The sequence below is a fragment of the Croceitalea sp. P059 genome (assembly GCF_031846365.1).
Classification (GTDB): Bacteria; Bacteroidota; Bacteroidia; order Flavobacteriales; family Flavobacteriaceae; genus Croceitalea; species Croceitalea vernalis.
Genome location: NZ_JAVRHW010000003.1, coordinates 314016 through 333528 on the forward strand (window position 1 = coordinate 314016; position 19513 = coordinate 333528).

Annotated in this window: 19 protein-coding genes; 9 read left to right on the forward strand and 10 right to left on the reverse strand. The window is 34.5% G+C overall.

Translation table 11 applies throughout. The features are described from left to right. Nucleotides 1–13 precede the first annotated feature (13 nt). Entirely contained in the window at nucleotides 14–2560 is a 2547-nt protein-coding gene (locus RM542_RS11570; RefSeq protein WP_311385908.1) for a T9SS type B sorting domain-containing protein, read from the reverse strand. Between the two features lie 89 nt (nucleotides 2561–2649). Next, entirely contained in the window at nucleotides 2650–3102 is a 453-nt protein-coding gene (locus tag RM542_RS11575) for a Rid family detoxifying hydrolase (RefSeq protein ID WP_311385909.1), read from the reverse strand. Nucleotides 3103–3181: 79 nt separating this feature from the next. Between RM542_RS11575 and RM542_RS11580 the strand changes: the two genes are divergently transcribed. Genes RM542_RS11580 through RM542_RS11590 form a run of 3 tightly spaced genes read left to right on the forward strand, consistent with a single transcriptional unit; the run spans nucleotide 3182 to nucleotide 5652 of the window. After that, nucleotides 3182–4690, forward strand: coding sequence for a helicase HerA-like domain-containing protein (locus RM542_RS11580; RefSeq protein ID WP_311385910.1), 1509 nt, complete (start codon nucleotides 3182–3184; stop codon nucleotides 4688–4690). A 31-nt stretch (nucleotides 4691–4721) separates the two neighbouring features. Then, nucleotides 4722–5270 carry a hypothetical protein gene (locus RM542_RS11585; protein ID WP_311385911.1) on the forward strand — a complete coding sequence of 183 codons (549 nt, stop codon included), beginning with the start codon at nucleotides 4722–4724 and terminating at the stop codon, nucleotides 5268–5270. A gap of 13 nt (nucleotides 5271–5283) precedes the next feature. After that, nucleotides 5284–5652 carry a cupin domain-containing protein gene (locus RM542_RS11590; RefSeq protein ID WP_311386103.1) on the forward strand — a complete coding sequence of 123 codons (369 nt, stop codon included), beginning with the start codon at nucleotides 5284–5286 and terminating at the stop codon, nucleotides 5650–5652. Here RM542_RS11590 and RM542_RS11595 read toward each other — a convergent pair. After that, a complete protein-coding gene (locus RM542_RS11595; protein WP_311385912.1) occupies nucleotides 5649–6071 on the reverse strand; it encodes a helix-turn-helix domain-containing protein in 423 nt (140 codons plus the stop codon). The two genes, RM542_RS11590 and RM542_RS11595, sit on opposite strands and share 4 nt — an antisense overlap. A gap of 97 nt (nucleotides 6072–6168) precedes the next feature. Between RM542_RS11595 and RM542_RS11600 the strand changes: the two genes are divergently transcribed. Together RM542_RS11600 and RM542_RS11605 are read left to right on the forward strand one after the other, a co-directional pair. Then, entirely contained in the window at nucleotides 6169–7008 is an 840-nt protein-coding gene (locus tag RM542_RS11600; RefSeq protein ID WP_311385913.1) for an alpha/beta hydrolase, read from the forward strand. A 95-nt stretch (nucleotides 7009–7103) separates the two neighbouring features. Further along, a complete protein-coding gene (locus tag RM542_RS11605) occupies nucleotides 7104–7520 on the forward strand; it encodes a VOC family protein (RefSeq protein WP_311385914.1) in 417 nt (138 codons plus the stop codon). Here RM542_RS11605 and RM542_RS11610 read toward each other — a convergent pair whose 3' ends face one another. The 3 genes from RM542_RS11610 to RM542_RS11620 all read right to left on the reverse strand — a co-directional run bounded on the left by RM542_RS11610 (nucleotide 7521) and on the right by RM542_RS11620 (nucleotide 9888). Next, nucleotides 7521–7877 carry a DUF2306 domain-containing protein gene (locus tag RM542_RS11610; RefSeq protein WP_311386104.1) on the reverse strand — a complete coding sequence of 119 codons (357 nt, stop codon included), beginning with the start codon at nucleotides 7875–7877 and terminating at the stop codon, nucleotides 7521–7523. It abuts the gene before it with no gap. Between the two features lie 117 nt (nucleotides 7878–7994). After that, nucleotides 7995–8153: a hypothetical protein gene (locus RM542_RS11615; protein WP_311385915.1), complete on the reverse strand. Its 159-nt coding sequence runs from the start codon at nucleotides 8151–8153 to the stop codon at nucleotides 7995–7997. A gap of 7 nt (nucleotides 8154–8160) precedes the next feature. Then, on the reverse strand, nucleotides 8161–9888 hold the full coding sequence (locus tag RM542_RS11620) for an alpha/beta hydrolase-fold protein (protein ID WP_311385916.1): 1728 nt from the start codon (nucleotides 9886–9888) through the stop codon (nucleotides 8161–8163). Between the two features lie 147 nt (nucleotides 9889–10035). Here RM542_RS11620 and RM542_RS11625 point away from each other — a divergent pair, with 147 nt between their 5' ends. Next, nucleotides 10036–10161, forward strand: a complete 126-nt coding sequence (locus RM542_RS11625; protein WP_311385917.1) for a hypothetical protein — start codon at nucleotides 10036–10038, stop codon at nucleotides 10159–10161. On the opposite strand, the gene folD is transcribed toward RM542_RS11625, so the two are convergent. The 3 genes from folD to RM542_RS11640 form a co-directional block, all read right to left on the reverse strand. After that, on the reverse strand, nucleotides 10158–11048 hold the full coding sequence (folD, locus tag RM542_RS11630; protein ID WP_311385918.1) for a bifunctional methylenetetrahydrofolate dehydrogenase/methenyltetrahydrofolate cyclohydrolase FolD: 891 nt from the start codon (nucleotides 11046–11048) through the stop codon (nucleotides 10158–10160). The genes RM542_RS11625 and folD overlap by 4 nt on opposite strands. 50 nt (nucleotides 11049–11098) lie before the next feature. Further along, nucleotides 11099–12427: a signal recognition particle protein gene (gene ffh, locus RM542_RS11635; RefSeq protein WP_311385919.1), complete on the reverse strand. Its 1329-nt coding sequence runs from the start codon at nucleotides 12425–12427 to the stop codon at nucleotides 11099–11101. A 272-nt stretch (nucleotides 12428–12699) separates the two neighbouring features. After that, on the reverse strand, nucleotides 12700–14472 hold the full coding sequence (locus RM542_RS11640; protein WP_311385920.1) for a hypothetical protein: 1773 nt from the start codon (nucleotides 14470–14472) through the stop codon (nucleotides 12700–12702). Nucleotides 14473–14590: 118 nt separating this feature from the next. Here RM542_RS11640 and RM542_RS11645 point away from each other — a divergent pair, with 118 nt between their 5' ends. From RM542_RS11645 to RM542_RS11655, 3 genes are all read left to right on the forward strand, one after another. Continuing rightward, complete coding sequence (locus tag RM542_RS11645) at nucleotides 14591–15091, forward strand: sigma-70 family RNA polymerase sigma factor (protein ID WP_311385921.1); 501 nt, start codon at nucleotides 14591–14593, stop codon at nucleotides 15089–15091. A 133-nt stretch (nucleotides 15092–15224) separates the two neighbouring features. Continuing rightward, nucleotides 15225–16136, forward strand: a complete 912-nt coding sequence (locus RM542_RS11650; RefSeq protein ID WP_311385922.1) for a FecR family protein — start codon at nucleotides 15225–15227, stop codon at nucleotides 16134–16136. Next, complete coding sequence (locus tag RM542_RS11655) at nucleotides 16117–18678, forward strand: carboxypeptidase-like regulatory domain-containing protein (protein ID WP_311385923.1); 2562 nt, start codon at nucleotides 16117–16119, stop codon at nucleotides 18676–18678. The genes RM542_RS11650 and RM542_RS11655 overlap by 20 nt, the downstream gene beginning before the upstream one ends. Here the strand turns inward: RM542_RS11655 and RM542_RS11660 are convergent. After that, on the reverse strand, nucleotides 18668–19495 hold the full coding sequence (locus tag RM542_RS11660; RefSeq protein WP_311385924.1) for a Brp/Blh family beta-carotene 15,15'-dioxygenase: 828 nt from the start codon (nucleotides 19493–19495) through the stop codon (nucleotides 18668–18670). The genes RM542_RS11655 and RM542_RS11660 overlap by 11 nt on opposite strands. Nucleotides 19496–19513: the final 18 nt, after the last annotated feature.

Genomic DNA, 19513 nt, shown 5'->3' on the forward strand with positions numbered 1-19513 from the left:
CGAAAATTTATATTTATTGCTTTAAAGTAAAGTGCCCATTTCTGCTTTCTAATAGGCCGTCAGCGGTAATAAGTTCTAAAACATACCAATAGTCCGAGGGTGGCAAAGAACGACCATTATAAAATCCACTCCATCCACCTTCAATAGCATTTTCTTGTGCTAAGAGCTTTCCGTAACGGTCATAAATAAAAAGGTTACCACTTTGGTAAAAATCATCGGTAATACCTAAAACTTTCATTTCATCATTAACTGAATCGTTATTAGGCGTAAAAAACTTTGGAACTCCAACAATACCAACCTCTATTTCGTCACTTCCGCAGCCTTTTAAATCAACAGCATACAAAGTGTGTATACCAGGCTCTACATTGGCAAAAGTCATTTCTAACTGATATGGACCGAAAGGATTATCTAATGAAAACTCATAAAGACCAAGACCTAATTGACCCATATCATTGGTAATTGTTATGGTTTGTTCATCACTATTTACAATTAGGTATTCAGATAACAAAGATGGTGGACTCGATTCAAGAACTGTAAAAAACAAAACCTCGGAACTACAATCATTTATACTCGTTGCAATTACAGTATAGTTACCCTCAATAGAAAGGTTTATTTCAGGTTCATTACCCACAACCTCATCAGATGAATTGAACCACGTGTAGTCATAATCAGCCTGAGGATTTATGGGTGAAACTAGTATGGAGGAATTGGTGCAAAAATTATACTCATTTTGAAGTTGAAAAATAGGTCGTTCAAAAACCGTCAGCAAAAGATGTTCCCCTATACCAAAACAAGTTCCACTGGCCTCATCATCTACCCGAACAAAAAGAGTTTCAGAATAAGGCTGTATGTTCTGATAAATAGCAGTGTTTTCTATTTGATTTTGTTGTAAAGTGGCTTCTTCGTTAGTTCTAAAAAAAGAAAGTGTCAAATTCTGTTGAGCAGGAAACTGAGCTAATAAGGATTGTTCAGCATCGATTAAATTAAATTCGGCAATCCCGTCGGCTTCATTAGTATCACAAACTTGCAATTCAAACAAAAAATCATCTGAAAATGAAGTAGTAGACACCTCTAAAAATAAGCTCCCAACTTCATAGCAGTATTCACCAAAACCTTCTATTCTAAAAAAAATTTCATTAGCGATACTATTATTAAATAAAGTAGCTGATTGCACATTTTCATTGGCTTCAGCTTCTGCCTCAGTCAAATGAAACGTGAATGTATAATCACCAAAATCAGGGTTAATTAATTCCAAATATTGCGTCAAATCAAAATTTGTAAATCCATCGGCAATTCCATCTTCGTCACAATTCGTAATTGTTATTCCATTGTTTATTGCCGGAACTAACTTTACCACGGCTTCCACAGCTATTCTTTGTCCTGTAAAACACCCAGCTTCAGAGGCCAAAACATAAAAGGTTTGGTTTTGAACTAAAAATGGGGTTTCAAAAATTTCACCTGTACCAATAGGCATTCCTCCTGTTTCATTCTCAAACCATAACAAATCACCAGTTGATGCTAAAGCTTCTAAACTTGCAATTCCTGGGCCACATATTTCATCTGAAAATGTTTCCAGCACTTGAGGTGTAGTTATTTTTGTGCTCGCCGAAAGATTTAAAACCGGATCCCCTGGCAAACCTCCATACTCAACAACATAACCTTTAGGTTGATAATCTCCACTGGTTTCTCCTGTCAATCTTAAATCATTCCATGAGCCCGGTATACCAACCCCTGGTGCTGTTATGTGAGCGTAATCTTCCCCAACTCCGTTTTCTCCGCCTACATTATTAGGTTCTTGATTATTCCAAAATGCAAAATTTGGACTTGTTCCATTGATACCTCCATTCCAAAAAACTTCTCCCGTCTCAGGACCTGTCTCCCATCGCCAAACTCCTTCTTGTTGTGAATCTGACCCACCGATCCATCCTGTTCCCGCCGCCTGTTCTCCAGATAATTGTGCCTCGGCCTGTGAAGTAATAGTCACCAAATAACCCTGTAAGCCAAAAAAAGTGCGATTTGCAGCAGCATCCCTAGCATCATCCCAAGGAATGCCTATAAAAGGAACATATTCATAATAATGATCAGTCTCTGGTAAATAATTAGCACTACCAACCGTCAATGAGAAGAACTTTTCTGCAGTTGGGTTGTTTGAAGTGCTTTCAAAAACCACATTTTGAATTGCAGGTATTAAATCGGTATACAACATAGGAGCTCCAGAGACACCCCTGAAAGTGAGCTTTCCTTCAATGTTGTTCCATGTTGTTTCTATTCCATTATTAACACCAATTAACCTTAATATATCATTCCCACGTTGATAACCCTGAGATATTTGAATAGCAAATTCATCAATTTCCGTATCATCTACATCAACAATATCAAAAGCAGTAACCACAGGAATAGCAGAACCTGGACAATAAAATTGGTCACCTTCAGCAGTTACTACTGGTGCTATATTATCTTGTGCAATGGTCAGGTTCATAAATAAAAACAATACAAAACCATTAAACTTCATCGAAGTCAAAAAATTAAAATTTCGTAATTGATTTACTACTTTTTCCATAGTGTCCACTGCCCAAAAGATCGCTAAACTAAATTATCTGAACAAGTTTGATAGATAAGCTGAATGAAAAATCGGTCCTTTCTTATTTTTTACTTAACCGCTACTACCTCTATTTCAATCTTTGCACCCGCCGCAAGCCCAGCAGCTGCAAAAGTTGTTCGGGCTGGTTTTTTAGTAAAATATTTTATATATACTTCATTAAAGGCCTTAAAGTCATTAATATCACTTAAAATAACTGTACACTTCACCACATTATCCAAACCTAGACTGTGATATCTTAAAACTCCATCAATGTTTTTAATAACCTGTTCTGTTTCGCCTTGAATTCCACCCTTGGCAAGTTTACCAATAGATCTATCCATACCAATTTGTCCAGCTAAAAAGAATAAATTCCCAGCTTGTACCGCTTCACTAAATGGTGCGGAAGCTCTAGCGGGATTCTCGGGTTTATGAAAAATTATTCTTGTTTCTGATTGTGAAAAAACACTTGTAACAAAAATTAAAGCGACAATTACGAGAAAGGGTTTCGTTTTTAAAATCATTTTCTTCTATTTTTTTTCTAATGTCCTGAATCTTTTGTCTTCTGCCAAATTACCCTATTTTTATCGGAAATTGAATTCAATGAGCACCAAAGAAAAATTCTTTGCCCATATTGAAAAAGGGTACCAAACAAAAGGCGATTTTATAACTATGGGAGCAGGTATGCTTAATGGTGAAACAATTACTGACGCATATGTAAAAATCCCTTTGAAAACATTAAACCGACATGGTTTAATTGCAGGTGCCACAGGTACAGGTAAAACAAAAACCCTTCAGGTCATAGCTGAAAATTTATCCAATAAGGGAATTCCTGTATTGTTAATGGATTTAAAAGGCGATTTAAGTGGGATTGCAAAGGCTAGTCCTGGACATCCAAAAATAGACGAGCGACATGCTGCTATTGGTATTCCTTTTGATGCAAAAGGATTTCCAGTTGAAATATTAACTTTATCTGAACAGGACGGAGTGCGTCTAAGAGCCACTGTTTCTGAATTTGGTCCAATTTTACTTTCAAGAATTCTAGATTTAACAGTTACCCAAGAAGGGATAGTTGCTGTCGTTTTTAAATATTGTGATGACAATAAACTACCATTATTAGACTTAAAAGATTTCAAAAAAGTATTACAATACGCCACAGGTGAAGGCAAAACTGAATTTCAAAAAGAATACGGAAGAATGTCAACAAGCTCAACGGGCACCATTCTCAGAAAAATCATAGAATTAGAGCAGCAAGGCGCCGATTTGTTCTTTGGCGAGAAGTCTTTTGAAGTTGATGATTTAGTCCGAATTGATGAAAATGGAAGGGGTTATATTAATATTATTCGATTGACTGACATTCAAGATAAGCCTAAATTGTTCTCAACCTTTATGCTAAGTCTTTTAGCCGAGATTTATAGTACATTTCCAGAGCAAGGTGACAGTGGTCAACCAGAATTAATTTTATTTATTGATGAAGCGCACTTAATATTTAAAGAAGCTTCTAAGGCTCTTTTGGACCAAATAGAAAGTATTGTAAAATTAATTCGTTCAAAAGGTATCGGGCTCTACTTTGTAACACAAAACCCAACAGATGTGCCAGATGCTGTTCTATCACAATTAGGATTAAAAGTACAGCACGCTCTTCGAGCGTTTACGGCAAAGGATAGAAAAGCGATTAAGCTCACAGCCGAGAACTATCCTGATTCTGAATATTATGACACAAAAGAGGTTTTAACCTCGCTCGGTATTGGTGAAGCTTTGATTTCGGCATTAGATGAAAAAGGAAGGCCAACTCCACTGGCTGCTACAATGCTAAGAGCACCAATGAGTAGAATGGATGTTTTAACGGACAAAGAGTTAAAAGAAACCTTGAATCAGTCAAAACTGATTAAAAAGTATAATGAAGAAATTGATCGCGAAAGTGCTTATGAAATTTTAAATGAAAAAATTGAAAAAGCAGAAAAAGAAGCTGTCAAAGAAAAAGCAAAATCAACAGCTCGAAAAACAACAACCAAACGAAAAAGCACTAGAATGAATCCTGTTGTAAAGGTGTTAACAAGTGCCACGTTTATCCGAGGTGTATTAGGGGTTTTGAAAAAAGTCATCCGTTAATCAAATATTCATTATTCTTTAAAAATTTAAAATGAAGAAAATAGTTTTAAGTATTGGACTATGTTTTACGCTTATCATAATTAGTTGCACTGAAAAGGATACCACTTTTCTAATTACGGAAGACACCATAGGTCCTTTAAATAAATCGACTGATATAAAAACACTTGAAACAATTTTTAATTTAGATTCTATTGTCAGAGACAGTTCCAACTTAAATTTGGGTGCTTCAACCAAAAAAATCAAAGTTTTCGAGAAAGGAGGCAAACCATTATTACTGCTCACTCCAAACCTTGATACCATTCAGACCATCGAAAATGTTCAGATTTTAGACGATCGATACATTTCTAGCAACGGTATTACTAAAGCAAGTACATTCAAAGACATACTAGCAAATTTTGAAATTAAAAAAGTAGTTACCACCATAAATAGCGTGGTGATTTTCCCTAAAGAGAGCAATCTTTATTTTACCATAGACAAAACGGAATTACCTTCTAATTTAAGATATACTAAAACAGCTATTGAAGCGGTGCAAATACCGGACGAAGCTAAAATTAAATATTTGATGCTTGGATGGGATTAGGTCTTAGAAACAAATTAAATTGAAGAAATATAATCTACAAAAATCACCATTCATTGTACCCACAAGTGATGGTAAATATATAGCCGAATATTTTGGTTTGGCTACTAATGGTGATAGCAACATCAGTATCGCTCATATGAAGGCTCCTTCAGGCTGGAGCGAACCTTTTCAAACTCCTGAATTTGATGAATTCACATTTATTATAAAAGGAAAAAAACAGTTCATTATTAATGGTAAAAAAATAATTTTATCAGCAGGAGAATCTATCAAGGTAGAAAAAAATGTTAGAGTTCAATATTCAAATCCGTTTGAAAAAGAATGTGAATATTTAGCCATTTGCACACCTGCTTTTGATATCAACAAAACCCATAGAGAAGATTAATCAAGCCCGAATTTTTTTCGATTTGCCAAAACCTTAGGGCTATTTTGTTGCATCCATTCTGTTAGTTCAAGAAGTCTTTCTACATAAGTCTTTCCGAAAGTAGTTAAATTATACTCTACTCTTATTGGCACTTCTGCATAAGCCTTTCGCTTGATGTAACCATCTGTCTCCAAAACCTTCAAACGTTGACTTAATACCTTATTTGAAATTCCGTAAACATACTTTTTTAGTTTATTAAAGCGCAAAACGGGAAAATAACCAAGCCATAATAGAATTAAAATACTCCACTGATCAGAAGCAACTGACATGACATCTCTAACCGGACAAAGCTCAGGTGGGTGCTTATAGTCTATATGACCAAACATTTTTTCTAACTTTTTTGTCATCCTAACATTCTGGTTATCAGTAATAGTTTCCATTGAAATACTTGGTTTTACTTTTGACACCTCTTTTTTCTTAGAAAAGGAATATGTACTTTTGGTTTCTAATAAAGAGTAAGTTACAAAAAGTAACCTTATGAAGAAAATTTTAACCAAATTCATTCCCCTGGCATATGGCAGACTGTTTAACATTATAGTGTTGTTCAATCCAAAAGCTGCTGCCGTTAAGGCATTTGATATTTTTTGCACCATACGAAAAGGCAAAATTTTACCTCATCAAAAAGACTTTTTAGATAGTGCAAAACTAGCGTTAGAAATAGTTGGCGAACATAAAGTTCAAACATATCAATGGTCAGGAACAGGGGAAACAGTTTTACTTATGCATGGTTGGGAAAGCAATACTTTTAGATGGCGAAATCTTATTACAAAACTCAAAAAACATAATTATAATATTATCGCCCTTGATGCTCCTGCACATGGTTACTCAACCGGAAACCGTCTTCATGTCCCTTTATATTCTCAGGCATCTAGGCATATGTTAGACACCTATAAACCAAAATATGTGGTTGCTCATTCTGTAGGAGGCATGACCATTTTATTTGATCATTTTAAAAACCAAGAATCTTCCGTTGAGAAAATAATCACTATTGGAGCACCTTGCGAATTTTCACAGTTTATGGACCATTATCAAGGTCTTCTGAAATTCAATAATAACGTCCGTGAAGCAATGGACATAAGATTGAAAGAATGGTTGGGTTTTCACTTTCATGAGTTCTCTAGTGCACGATTTGTAGCTAATAACACCAAAAAAGGACTCCTTTTTCATGACGAAGACGATTTACAAGTGCCTTTTTCGGCATCAAAAAAAGTTCATGAGCATTGGAAAGGAAGTGAATTAATCGCCACAAAAGGTTTTGGACACTCTATGCATCAAGAATCAGTGAATGAACAAATTATAGCCTTTTTGAAATCATGACCACCTAACTAGCATAATCTGAAGTAGTCGAATATTGTTAACTCCTCTACGAAAACAGGCTGCTTTTGATTATTTTTATTTAAAATTTTAAAATAATGGTTACTCCTTTCCACGTGGCAATTCCGGTTCACAATCTAGCTGAATGCAGAACTTTTTATAGAGAAATTCTGGGTTGTGAAGAAGGGCGCAGTAGCAACCAATGGGTTGATTTTAATTTATTCGGACATCAAGTTGTCATTCACTATAAGCCCAAAACCGAAGAGCAGTTGCACACTAACGCCGTTGATGGCAAAAACGTTCCAGTACCTCATTATGGGGTCGTTTTACCTTGGAATATTTTTGAGTCTTTTTCTAAAGACCTAAAAGCAAAAGAGGTTGATTTTGTGATAGCACCCTACATCAGATTTGAAGGTGAAGTTGGGGAACAAGCCACTATGTTTTTTCTTGACCCCGCCGGAAACGCATTAGAATTTAAGGCCTTTAAGGATATGGATCAGTTGTTCGCAAAATAGTTAACCTAGTGCAATTACCTTTCGCTTTATCCAGAAATGAGCAAAAATAATATTTGGAACCGATGCCAGCCATGACACGATTTTATAAGCTGGTAAAAACGCTCCAAAAGCAATTGTAAGTGAAGGCAGCCAGATACGAAGGGTAACTGCGCCAAAACACGCAGCGTAGCTATAGATTATCATTTTTTGATGTAATGGAATATTACTGTTTCGAATGGCAAAATAAGCACTACCTGTTGTATATAACCAGACAATACCCAGCCCAAGAAAACCTAACATGGTAATCCAGCCTCCGGTGGCGTGAAAAGCAATATAAACACCACATATTCCAATAATTAAAACTGAAATAGCATATATTTTTCCTAATTTTCAATGAAGATTTAGTCGATTCTTTCTAAGTTTTGAACTGAACTGTGACCATCGGGTTAATAAAGCAACAGCTCCAAAGGAAATATGACCATAAAAGCCAATATTCTAAATTGAACTTGCTAAAAGGTCAAGAGCTTTTAATTGTCTAAGTCCAAATTCTCCTTCTTGAAAAGCTTGATAAATATATACTAAGGGATACATACTTACCCCAATAGCCATAAAGGCAAAAACAAACCATGCGACTTTAATTGAAGTATTTTTCATAAGCTTCTTAATACCTCCAACTTTTCAAATCAGCACCTTCTGGCGCACTTTCTTCAATACGTTTCATAATCTTAGGCACATACATAGTATTGTAGCGCATTCTAGTAATATGGTTAGGTAATTCTGGGTCACCATTCCAACAATGCTCCGCCCTATCACCGTACAAAACCTCACCTTCGTAGTAAGGCTCGGTTGTTTGCTCTAAAAAGTCTTCCATTAAATATACGGCATTATTCAAATAATAGTTATCCATATCTCCGCAATAAATATGTATTTTACCTTTTAAATTATCACCAAGTTTGTCCCAATCTCTTTCCAGGATATGCCTTAAATCATAATTTTCTTGCCAGTACTTAGCGACCTCTGGATTAATATCGCCAGTCATTTTATCCCAAATTCTTTCAGGGTATCCTTCTTCATTCTGTGGTGAATAGGTCGCCTCCCAAATATCCCATTGTTGACCAGATCTAGACTTAGTACCTAAAACCAATTCTAAATGATTTTCGTCTTTTATGGTGGAAGAAATATTCCCTATATAGTCACGATGAGCAGGCACTTCTAATTGCTTATTTTGACTTTTATAGTAATAGGCATTTTCATCTTCATAAATATCCGTTAGACAATAAGCTCTAAAATCTATAGGATCTGGACAGGCCGCAAAACAGCCATTATATTCTTGAGGATATTTAACCTGTACGGCCAAAGCCTCCCAACCACCCGTGGAACCTCCATATAAAAAACGAGACCATCCCTCTCCGATACCTCTAAACTCTTTTTCAATATAAGGTATCAATTCATAGGTTATAGCATCACCATAAGGACCTTGACTTGCTGAATTAACAGCATACGAGTCATCATAATATGGAGTTGGGTGTTGAATTTCAATAATCAGAAAACGAGGGAAATCTGGCTCATTCCATCGGGTATAGAAATCATAAGCCTCTTGTTGTTGGACAATATTATAACCTTCAACATCAAATCGTGCCGAATATTCTGGTTTGGTATCTGGATTCGGTGGTGTGGTTCTAAATCCACCAAAATCAGATGGAAAGTGACCTTGAAAAACCATTAATGGATATTCCGCTTCTGGATGTTCTTTAAAACCTTTAGGCAATAAAATGTGTGCTCCTAGATACATATCACGTCCCCAAAATTCCGATAGCTTTTCAGACTTTATTTTTATATGTTTTATCCATTCTGTATCCTTTACCTCTTCAATAGGCGGTATCACTTTATCCATTGACACCTTTAAATTTTGAATACCATTATCACCAATACTGACTTTAAAAGGTTCACTATACAGATTACCAGGTGATCGATTCCATTGTTGACCCTCGCCGTTGTCCATTGGTAATTTAACCGTATGGCCGGTAGCTAAATCAAAGGTCTCGTATGTATGCAATAAGGCCTGGACATAGTATTCTCCTTTAGGAATATCTAATAGGCTTTTGTAAGGAAAACCAAATATCATATTAGTAAACTCAAACTCGTCACCTGGTTTCATTCCTTCTACGTCCATTCCAAATACTATCTGCGCATTTAATCCTGAATTAATTTGAAAGCGAGGTTCTTTCTCATCATTAGTTGAAAACATTAGTAATAAGCGACCGTCTAAAGATGTTTCACTGACGCTGTTTGTAAAAGAGACTTTTACACTATTTTCTATTGGTTTAATTAAATTACATGATATTAATAGCAGCGTTATCCCTAAGAGTAAAAGGAGGTGATTTTTCATGGTTGAATAAATTTAGTAGTAAAAGATAGGTATTTTAAGCTACGACTCAAAAGATGCTTTGAACCTTTGAATATCGTGCACTAACAACCCATAAAATAACGTTTTAAACAAACTGGCTTTAATCAAAAACGTCTTAAAAAGAATCACATGAAAAAAGTATGGTCGATTATTTTATTAATCACAATTATAAGTTTGCAGAGTTGTACTAATGATGAAGGGGACCAGGATATTGATATCTTAACCCCAGATGAAAAAACACAAAAAGAGGATTAATTGGTCTTGTTAGCGCTATGTCTGCCTCTTGCAATCATTGTGTTCTTTAAAAGCATGGCTATGGTCATTGGGCCTACTCCACCTGGAACAGGTGTTATGTGAGACGCTTTTTTGCTTACATCAGCAAAATCAACATCACCGGTAATGTAATAACCTCGTTCTCTGCTTTCGTCTGGAACTCTAGTAATACCAACATCAATTATAACCACACCTTCCTTGACCATATCTGCCTTTAAAAAATCAGGGACACCAAGAGCAGAAACAATGATATCAGCTTCTTGTGTAAATTTCTTTAAGTCTTTTGTTCTACTATGTGTTAAACTAACGGTAGAATTTGCGGCTTTACCTTTCTGACTCATCAGAATACTAATCGGTCGACCAACAATATGACTGCGACCAATAACAACAGTATGTTTTCCTTCAGTCTCGACATCGTATCTGCGTAAAAGTTCCATAATTCCGAAGGGAGTGGCAGGTACAAACGACTCCATATCTAAGGCCATTTTTCCGAAATTAGTTGGGTGAAACCCATCGACATCTTTATCGGGATCAACTGCCATTAATACCTTTTCTTCATCTATATGTTTAGGTAACGGAAGTTGAACTATATAACCGTCAATATCCGTATTCTTGTTTAAGTCATCTACCTGTTGCAAAAGAGTTTCTTCAGTAGTATCTTCTGGAAGATGGATTAAGGTAGATTCAAAACCGATTTTTTTACAAGACCTTACTTTGCTGCCAACATAGGTTAGACTTGCTCCATCATTACCAACCAAAACAGCAGCCAAATGCGGAACTTTTTCTCCACGCTCTTTTAATTCAGTAACTTGAATAGCTAGTTCGTCTTTAATATCGTTTGATATTTTTTTTCCGTCTAAAATTTCCATATTAAAGTTGGCTCTTGTATTATTTATTAAATAAGGATTTACATTAAAAATTAGCGCATATTTTGCATCATCTGCATCATTTTCTTGCCGCCACCGCCCTGCATCATCTTCATCATTTTACTCATTTGTTCGAACTGTTTAAGAAGTTGATTTACATCTTGAATGGTGCGACCACTACCCTTGGCTATTCGTTTTTTACGACTGGTATTTAATTTAGCCGGATTTGAACGTTCATCTGGGGTCATTGAGTGAATTATGGCTTCTATGTGTTTAAAAGCATCATCGTCAATATCTAAACCTTTTAGAGCCTTTCCCGCACCTGGAATCATTCCCATGAGGTCTTTCATATTCCCCATTTTTTTGATTTGCTGTATCTGACTTAAAAAGTCATCAAATCCGAAACGGTTCTTAGCGATTTTCTTTTGAATCTTTCTTGCCTGTTCTTCATCAAATTGCTCCTGAGCTCTTTCAACAAGTGAAACAACGTCACCCATACCTAAAATACGGTCTGCCATTCTAGATGGATAAAAGACGTCAATAGCCTCCATCTTTTCACCAGTACCAATAAATTTTATTGGCTTATCTACAACTGATTTAATTGATATAGCCGCACCACCACGTGTATCACCGTCAAGTTTGGTTAAAATTACACCATCAAAATTCAGAATATCATTGAAAGCTTTTGCTGTATTTACAGCATCTTGCCCTGTCATTGAATCAACCACAAAAAGCGTCTCTTGGGGTTTTATTACCTTATGAATGTTTGCTATTTCATCCATCATTACCTCATCAACAGCTAAACGTCCAGCGGTATCAATGATGACAACATTGGCACCAACTGCTTTTGCATGTTTTATGCCTGCCTCGGCAATTGATACCGGGTTTTTATTTTCTCTATCGGAATAAACCTCAACTCCTATTTGTTCCCCGACCACATGAAGTTGATCAATAGCTGCCGGCCTATAAACATCACAGGCAACTAATAATGGCTTCTTGCTTTTTTTATTCTTTAAATAGTTGGCTAATTTACCCGAAAAAGTAGTTTTACCAGAACCTTGCAAACCAGACATTAAAATAACAGAAGGACTACCAGTTAAATTAATTTCTTCAGCATCACCTCCCATTAATTGGGTTAACTCATCTTTTACAATTTTGACCATTAATTGGCCAGGCTGCAAATTGGTCAATACATTTTGACCAAGAGCTTTTTCTTTTACGGTGTTTGTAAAGGACTTTGCAATCTTAAAATTAACATCCGCATCAAGTAATGCTCGCCTAACTTCCTTTAGGGTTTCGGCTACATTTATCTCTGTGATTTGACCATGCCCCTTTAGTACATGTAAGGCCTTATCTAGTTTTTCACTTAAATTATCAAACATGGGTTTTCATCATTTTTGAAGAAATACAAATTTAAGAAATACCAATGGATTGTGTTCTTGGGTAGAAATATAAATATCTCTTCAAGATGGAATACTTTTGAAAGTCAATTTTTCTGTGAGTTCTTACATTGAACTGCACTCTACTTGAATAATTGAAGGGCTTTAACTTCGCTTGAAGTAATAGACTTGTAAATAAAATACTTATTGCAAGAAAAAAAAGGACAGCTTAATTAAAAGCTGTCCTTTGCAGAATTGATGTGGGGCAAAAAAGACTACATCTTTTTCTCAAATACTAATTTCTTGAAATTGATATTTTCATCTTCATAAATTAATTCAATTCGGTCAGCACTAACTTCACCAATAAACCAAGCCTCTGTTAATTCGCCAAAGGTCTCATCATCTCCAAGGTTTAAGTAAAACTTAAGGTTATCACCATATCCTCTCAAGATTCTCCAAACTCCAGCTAAAATTGGGTCATCATTTACAGAAACTTCAACTTGATTAAAGTTTGAGAAACTAAAATCCATTCCAGAAAAAGCCTCAGTTTGATCCATTCCTTCGTCATCGTATAACGCAACATTCCATTGACCACCTAACATAATATTTCTAATTTCAGAAACATCTTCGTCACCGGCACTTGAATTACATTCACGTTGTAATACCAATTCATAACCTATTTCTTCGATTTCAAACTTTAAACGATCATCATCTAAATCTCTTAAAGGCCAATTAAAGTTAACTGCAGGCTCACTACCAAATTCTATTAGTAATGACAGAACTTCTTCATCGTTATATCCAATTTCCCAAGAACCTTCACCTGTGGTAATACCGTCACTTAAAGTAGCAACACCTTCTGGTAAAAACTCAAACTCGAATCCTAGTAATCTATCAATCTCTTCATTTTGCAATACTACCTTTCTAATAATCCAAGAACACTCCTTTAGAATTTCTCTCAAAGTATCTGGATCTTGACCCTCCTCGTCATCGTCACATAATTGTTTCAATATAATTTTATCGCTACCATCATTTGCAAACAACTTAATAGTATGGTCACCAATTTCATAAACCAACCACTCTAAGTTAAAGTCTACCAATTGGTCAAACTCTAAAGTTAACAATGGTCCTTCATCTGTAAAGCTTGAACTCCAAGTACCTGGAACCACAATGTCACCCTCAATAATCACATTAACAGTACCGTCTTCCATAAAGTTCATTATATATTCAAGGTATTGTTCAGTTGAGTCAACATCAGCTCTAATTACCTCTCGAACTTCCCACGGGCATTCCGTTAAACAGAAATCAAAACGTTCTTCATCAAAATCGTCATCATTGTAATCATCATCATCGTCTTCATCACATTCATCTTTAGCTGAATCAATTACATTAGCCAACTCGCCATTACTGTTTACAACAATTTCTGTTCCATCAGCTTTAATTAAGGTAACGGGGAAGTCAATACTTACCAGCTCATTATCATCACGTTCTTTGAAGAATAAACGTAATTCCCGATCACTATTGACGGTAACAGAACCAGTTTCTTGTTCATTAACATCAAAGGTAAAAAGAGTGATAGGGTAAACAAAATCAATACACTCTATATCGTCGTCGTCACCGCCTTCTAAACATTCAGCAGCCAATTCACGCAATGCTTCCTTATTTTCTATAACAACTTCTGTAAAATCTCCTAGGGTAATTGTAATAGGGAAAATGATATCAAGAATATCCTCATCATCATCAAACTCATCAAAAATTTCTTCAATTAAATGAAGATCTTCTATTGAATCAATAGTAATTTGAATTCCACCTACTTCAACGGTATAAGGAAATTCAATTGCCAAACAGCTTGCACCATCAACTATGTTATCAAAAGACCCATCATTGGAAGCAGTCTTGATAATTAAATCGGCAGTTGTTGAACTTGTTGTTATGGTTTCTTGTTCTTCACCATTACCACCAACTTCTTCAAACTCTTCTTGGCAAGCATTAAATGAAAGGCCCAAAACCAAAAGGCCGATAAACATTAAATTATTGATTAAATTTTTCATAACGATTTGGATTATTTTTTTGTTACTACAACCCTAAAACAATTTTAATGAGCATTACCCTACCTGATTTTTAATTTTTTTTAAAATATCTTTAACGAATCAAGTAAAGTAAGGATACATGAATAATGTTTGTGAAGAGAAAATCTTCAATTCAGTATTTAAAGACCATTCTAAAACGATTTTCAATTACATATATTATAAATATGGTAATGAAGAAAAGGCTCATGATGCTGTACAAGAGGCTTTTGTAAAGCTTTGGGAAAACTGCATAAAGGTTGCTCCAGAAAAAGCCAAATCATATTTATATACTGTTTCGAATAACTTGTACTTGAACGTATTGAAGGCAGAAAAAGTAAGATTAAAGTATGCTAATCAACATTCAAATTCTATCTCTAACGAGTCGCCTGAATTTGTTTTAGAAGAAAAACAGTTTCAACAAAAATTAGATAACGCTATAAATTCTTTACCAGAAAACCAACGCATTACTTTTTTACTAAATCGTATTGATGGTAAAAAGTATGCCGAGATTGCTGAAATGGAAGGTGTGAGTATTAAAGCTATTGAAAAAAGAATGCATTTGGCATTAAAAACATTACGAGAAAAAATAGAGGGTATCTAAAAGTGTTATTAACCTATCGTGTGAATTTTGATTTAAAGTAATTTCATTTTTAAAAATAATAATTGAACTTAGTTCATAATAAAGTAGGGTTTTATTAACCTAAGTTGTTATACCACAGTAAAGCATAGAAAACATGCAAGAAAATTACTTAGCAAAATGGCTCAATAATGAACTCTCCGAAGAAGAGTTATCATCGTTTAAAAAATCTGATGAATATGCTTCGTACAAGAGAATTTCAGAGGCTTCACAGCAAATAAAAGCACCTAAATTTGATGTTGACCAGGCTTATTTAACATTCAAGAACAAACAAATGGAAGCTACTGCCAAAGTAGTCCCATTGAATCCATTTAAGCAGTTTTTGCGAATAGCAGCAGTTATAGCAGTCATGTTAGTTGGTTCTTATTTTTATTTGAATTCATTAGATGAATCATTTAATACCGGACTTGCTGAAAGAAATGAGGTTCTGTTGCCAGATAACTCTCAAATTATAATGAATTCTGATTCAAAAGTTTCTTACAGCGAAAAAAATTGGGATAAAGAAAGAGCAGTTGCATTAGAGGGAGAAGCTTTCTTTAAAGTTGCTAAAGGAAAAAAATTTACTGTAGCCACTTCATCAGGAACAATTGCTGTTTTAGGAACTCAATTCAATGTAGAAAATAGAGATGGTTTTTTTGAAGTAACCTGTTATGAAGGTCTCGTTAGAGTTACTTATAACGGTAAAGATAAAAAATTACCCGCAGGTAGTTCATTTGTAGTAATCAATAATAAAATTCAGAATACCCAGAAGCTACAAGCGGTAGAACCTTCATGGGTGCTGAATGAAAGTTCATTTGTTAGTATTCCCCTTGAATTTGTCTTTGATGAATTTGAAAGACAATTTAATATTAAAGTTGACTTAAAAAACGTTAACACTAATCAACTTTTTACAGGCTCATTTAGCAACACGGATTTACAAATAGCGTTAGAAAGTATAAGTACCCCTTCACAGATTAGTTATAAATTAGGTGAAGATAATGTGCTTTTCTATGCTGAGAACACTCCGTAATTATATTTTCTTTCTGTTTTTGGGTTTAATTCTTTTAACCCCATTAACACCAATTATTGCTCAGAAAAATGAACCAGTTGAGCTAAAAGTGTTCTTGAAAACGCTTGAGGAAAAATATGCTATAAAGTTTTCTTTTGTTGATGAAACAATTGATAACGTTTTTATTCAACCATCAATTTACGGTAATCTTAGCCAGAACTTAGAGTCCATTAGGTCTCAAACCCAACTAAAAGTTGAAAAGTTAGATGATCGTTATTATGCGATTTCAAAAAGTCTTTACATTGACCTTTGCGGTAAGGTTCTTGATAATTTTGCTGAGAACACAGTTTCCGGGGCCACAATTGAAGTAATGGGCGAGGATATAGCCATAATCACCAATATTGATGGTTCATTTCAAATATCAAAAGTACCTAAAGATGCTTCTTTAAAAATTCGGTATTTAGGGTATATCACAAAATACATTTCAGTAAACGATTTAGCAGATAACAAAGACTGTTCTACTATTCTTTTAGCCCAGAATTATGAAAAGCTAGATGAAGTAGTTGTTTACGAATTCTTAACTTCTGGAATTATAAAACAAGAAGATGCAAGCATCACTTTAAATACTGCCGAACTCGGTGTTCTACCTGGTTTAATTGAGCCTGATGTTTTGCAAAGTATTCAAGCATTACCAGGTATTAAAAGTATCGATGAAACTGTCTCTGATATTAATGTTCGAGGCGGCACCAACGACCAAAATCTCACCTTATGGAATGGTATTAAGATGTATCAATCCGGTCATTTTTTTGGGTTAATTTCTGCTTTTAACCCCTATTTAACAGATAAAATAACTGTTTACAAGAATGGTACACCTGCTCAATATGGTGATGGTGTTAGTAGTGTTATTAGTATGGAAACAAAGAATGAGATAGACGGTGTTCTTTTAGGTGGAGCAGGTTTCAATTTTATTAGTGGTGATGTGTTTGGTCAAATACCATTAAAAGATAATCTTGCCTTTCAATTTTCAGCACGCCGATCTACAACTGACTTTTTAAATACTCCTGTTTATGATAGTTTCACAGATAGAGCTTTTCAAGACACCGAGGTCAGAAATGAACAAAATCAAGCAATTGACGAAGGCCTTACGAGAGACGAAAAGTTCTTTTTCTACGATTTTACGGGAAAGCTACTCTATGATATTAATTCCAATCATAAATTACGATTGAGTTTTATTGGTATTGATAATGATTTGGATTTTTCAGAAACAGATATTGAAGTAAATGAAACTTCAAGAAGTTTTTTAGACCAAACCAACTTTTCCGGCGGTTTGCAACTAAAAAGTCAATGGTGGGAAAACTTTACTTCTGATTTAAACATTTATTTTTCAAAGTATAATTTAGATGCTCAAAGCTTTTTTCCTAATCAGATTCAGCGCCTAAACCAAACCAATATTGTAGAAGAAAGAGCATTAAAATTGAATACCAATTTTAAAATTTCACAAGCCATTATATGGCAAAATGGTTATCAGTATATAGAAACAGGAATTACAAACAACATTTTTAATACTGAACCATCGTTCAACCTTAAATCTAAAGGGGTAATAAGAATTCACGCTCCATTTACACAACTAAAATATAGTACAATGGAAGAGAAATTCATAGCTAGTGGTGGTGTCAGAATGAACTACATTGAAAATCTTGGTACTTTTTCCAAAATATTGATTGAACCTAGAATTAACTTAAACTTTAGAATGGCCAATAACCTTAGAGCACAACTTTTAGGGGAATTTAAAAGCCAATCTACAAATCAGGTTATTGATTTGGAACAAAACTTTTTAGGTATTGAAAAACGGCGTTGGACTCTCTCTAATGAAGATGATTTACCAATTACAAAAAGTCAACAAGGATCTGTTGGTCTAAATTACTCCAAAAATGCACTTTATCTAGGTCTAGAAGGTTTCTATAAAAAGGTAGATGGTATAAGTACTAGAACTCAAGGTTTTCAGAATGAAAATCAGTTTGATGGCGAAATAGGAAGTTATGAAATTAAAGGTTTAGAATTTTTAATCAACAAAAAAGGCGATAATTATAGTACTTGGTTGAGTTATACATTGAATACGAATAATTACACTTTTGATAGCATTGTGCCTAATACATTTCCTAACAATCTTGATGTAAGGCACACCATTACTTTCGCTAGCACATATACCATCAACAAACTTAAATTAGGTTTCGGGATTAACTATAGAACTGGAAAACCCTATACAGAACCAATAACATCAAACGCAATTGATAATAACTTTTTTCCTTCAAGAATTATTTATCAAGAACCAAATATGAATCGCCTACCTGATTATCTTAGAGCTGATGCTTCTGCAATTTATGAATGGAATCTTAACCGACGAACTAAAGCAAAAATTGGTGTTTCCTTATTGAATATTACCAATAAAAAGAATATCTTGAATAGATATTACAGGATTGCAGAAGATACTAGCTCGATTGAAGCGGTAGAAAATACCTCATTAGGGATTACTCCAAATTTAAGCTGTAGAATTAGTTTTTAACTTTTTCAAGTCTTGACATTACAATGACATGCGGAAATGTTATTGCTGCAAGGAAGTAAATCAAAATAGAAACGAAAAATTCACTATCATCTTTAAAAATAAAATAAAGTACTACTAAACCGATTAGCGAGCTAAGCCAATAAATCCAAGAAGATTTCAGATATTTCTTTATGCCTTTAACTTCGGCCTTGCCATGAAGCACTTCTATTTGATCCTTTAGAGAAGGTATACTATGCCATAAAACAAAATAAATAGAGAAAGCCCATAATAAATCAGCCACCCTAAAAACCAACATTAATACTAATAGCTGAAATATCTCTTCAACCAAGTTAACCCTAATCTGTTTTTTTAGCATCAATGAAGTAAAAGTGATTACTAAACCAATAACGGCAATAACAAAGGTTATTTCAAAAAATGATTTGGGAATCGGTAACTCGGTAACTTCTAAAAAAATTGGAAGAGTTTTGTTTATATTAAAATTAAATATCATAAACAAAATGGTTAAACCGTAAAAAAAGTACGCCATTTTAGATAACAATGATTCCTCTTTAATCTTTTCTCTTAAGTGTTGCTCTCCAAAATGAAAACTGCTTATGACTAAAAACAAGAATAGCGCTAGCGCTGGATATATAAAGAATACTGCTAAAATTACTAGAACGGTAAGCACATAGTAGACTAAAACTTTATTGAAACTCAGGCTTTTATTTTTTTTAAATGAAGTTATTCTTATTAAGGTAAGATCATTTGCACCATGTAAAACACCCACCGATAAAATAACACCATAGGCTAATGCTTGCTGAACTTCTTCGTTAAACATAGTCGAAATCCAGAGACT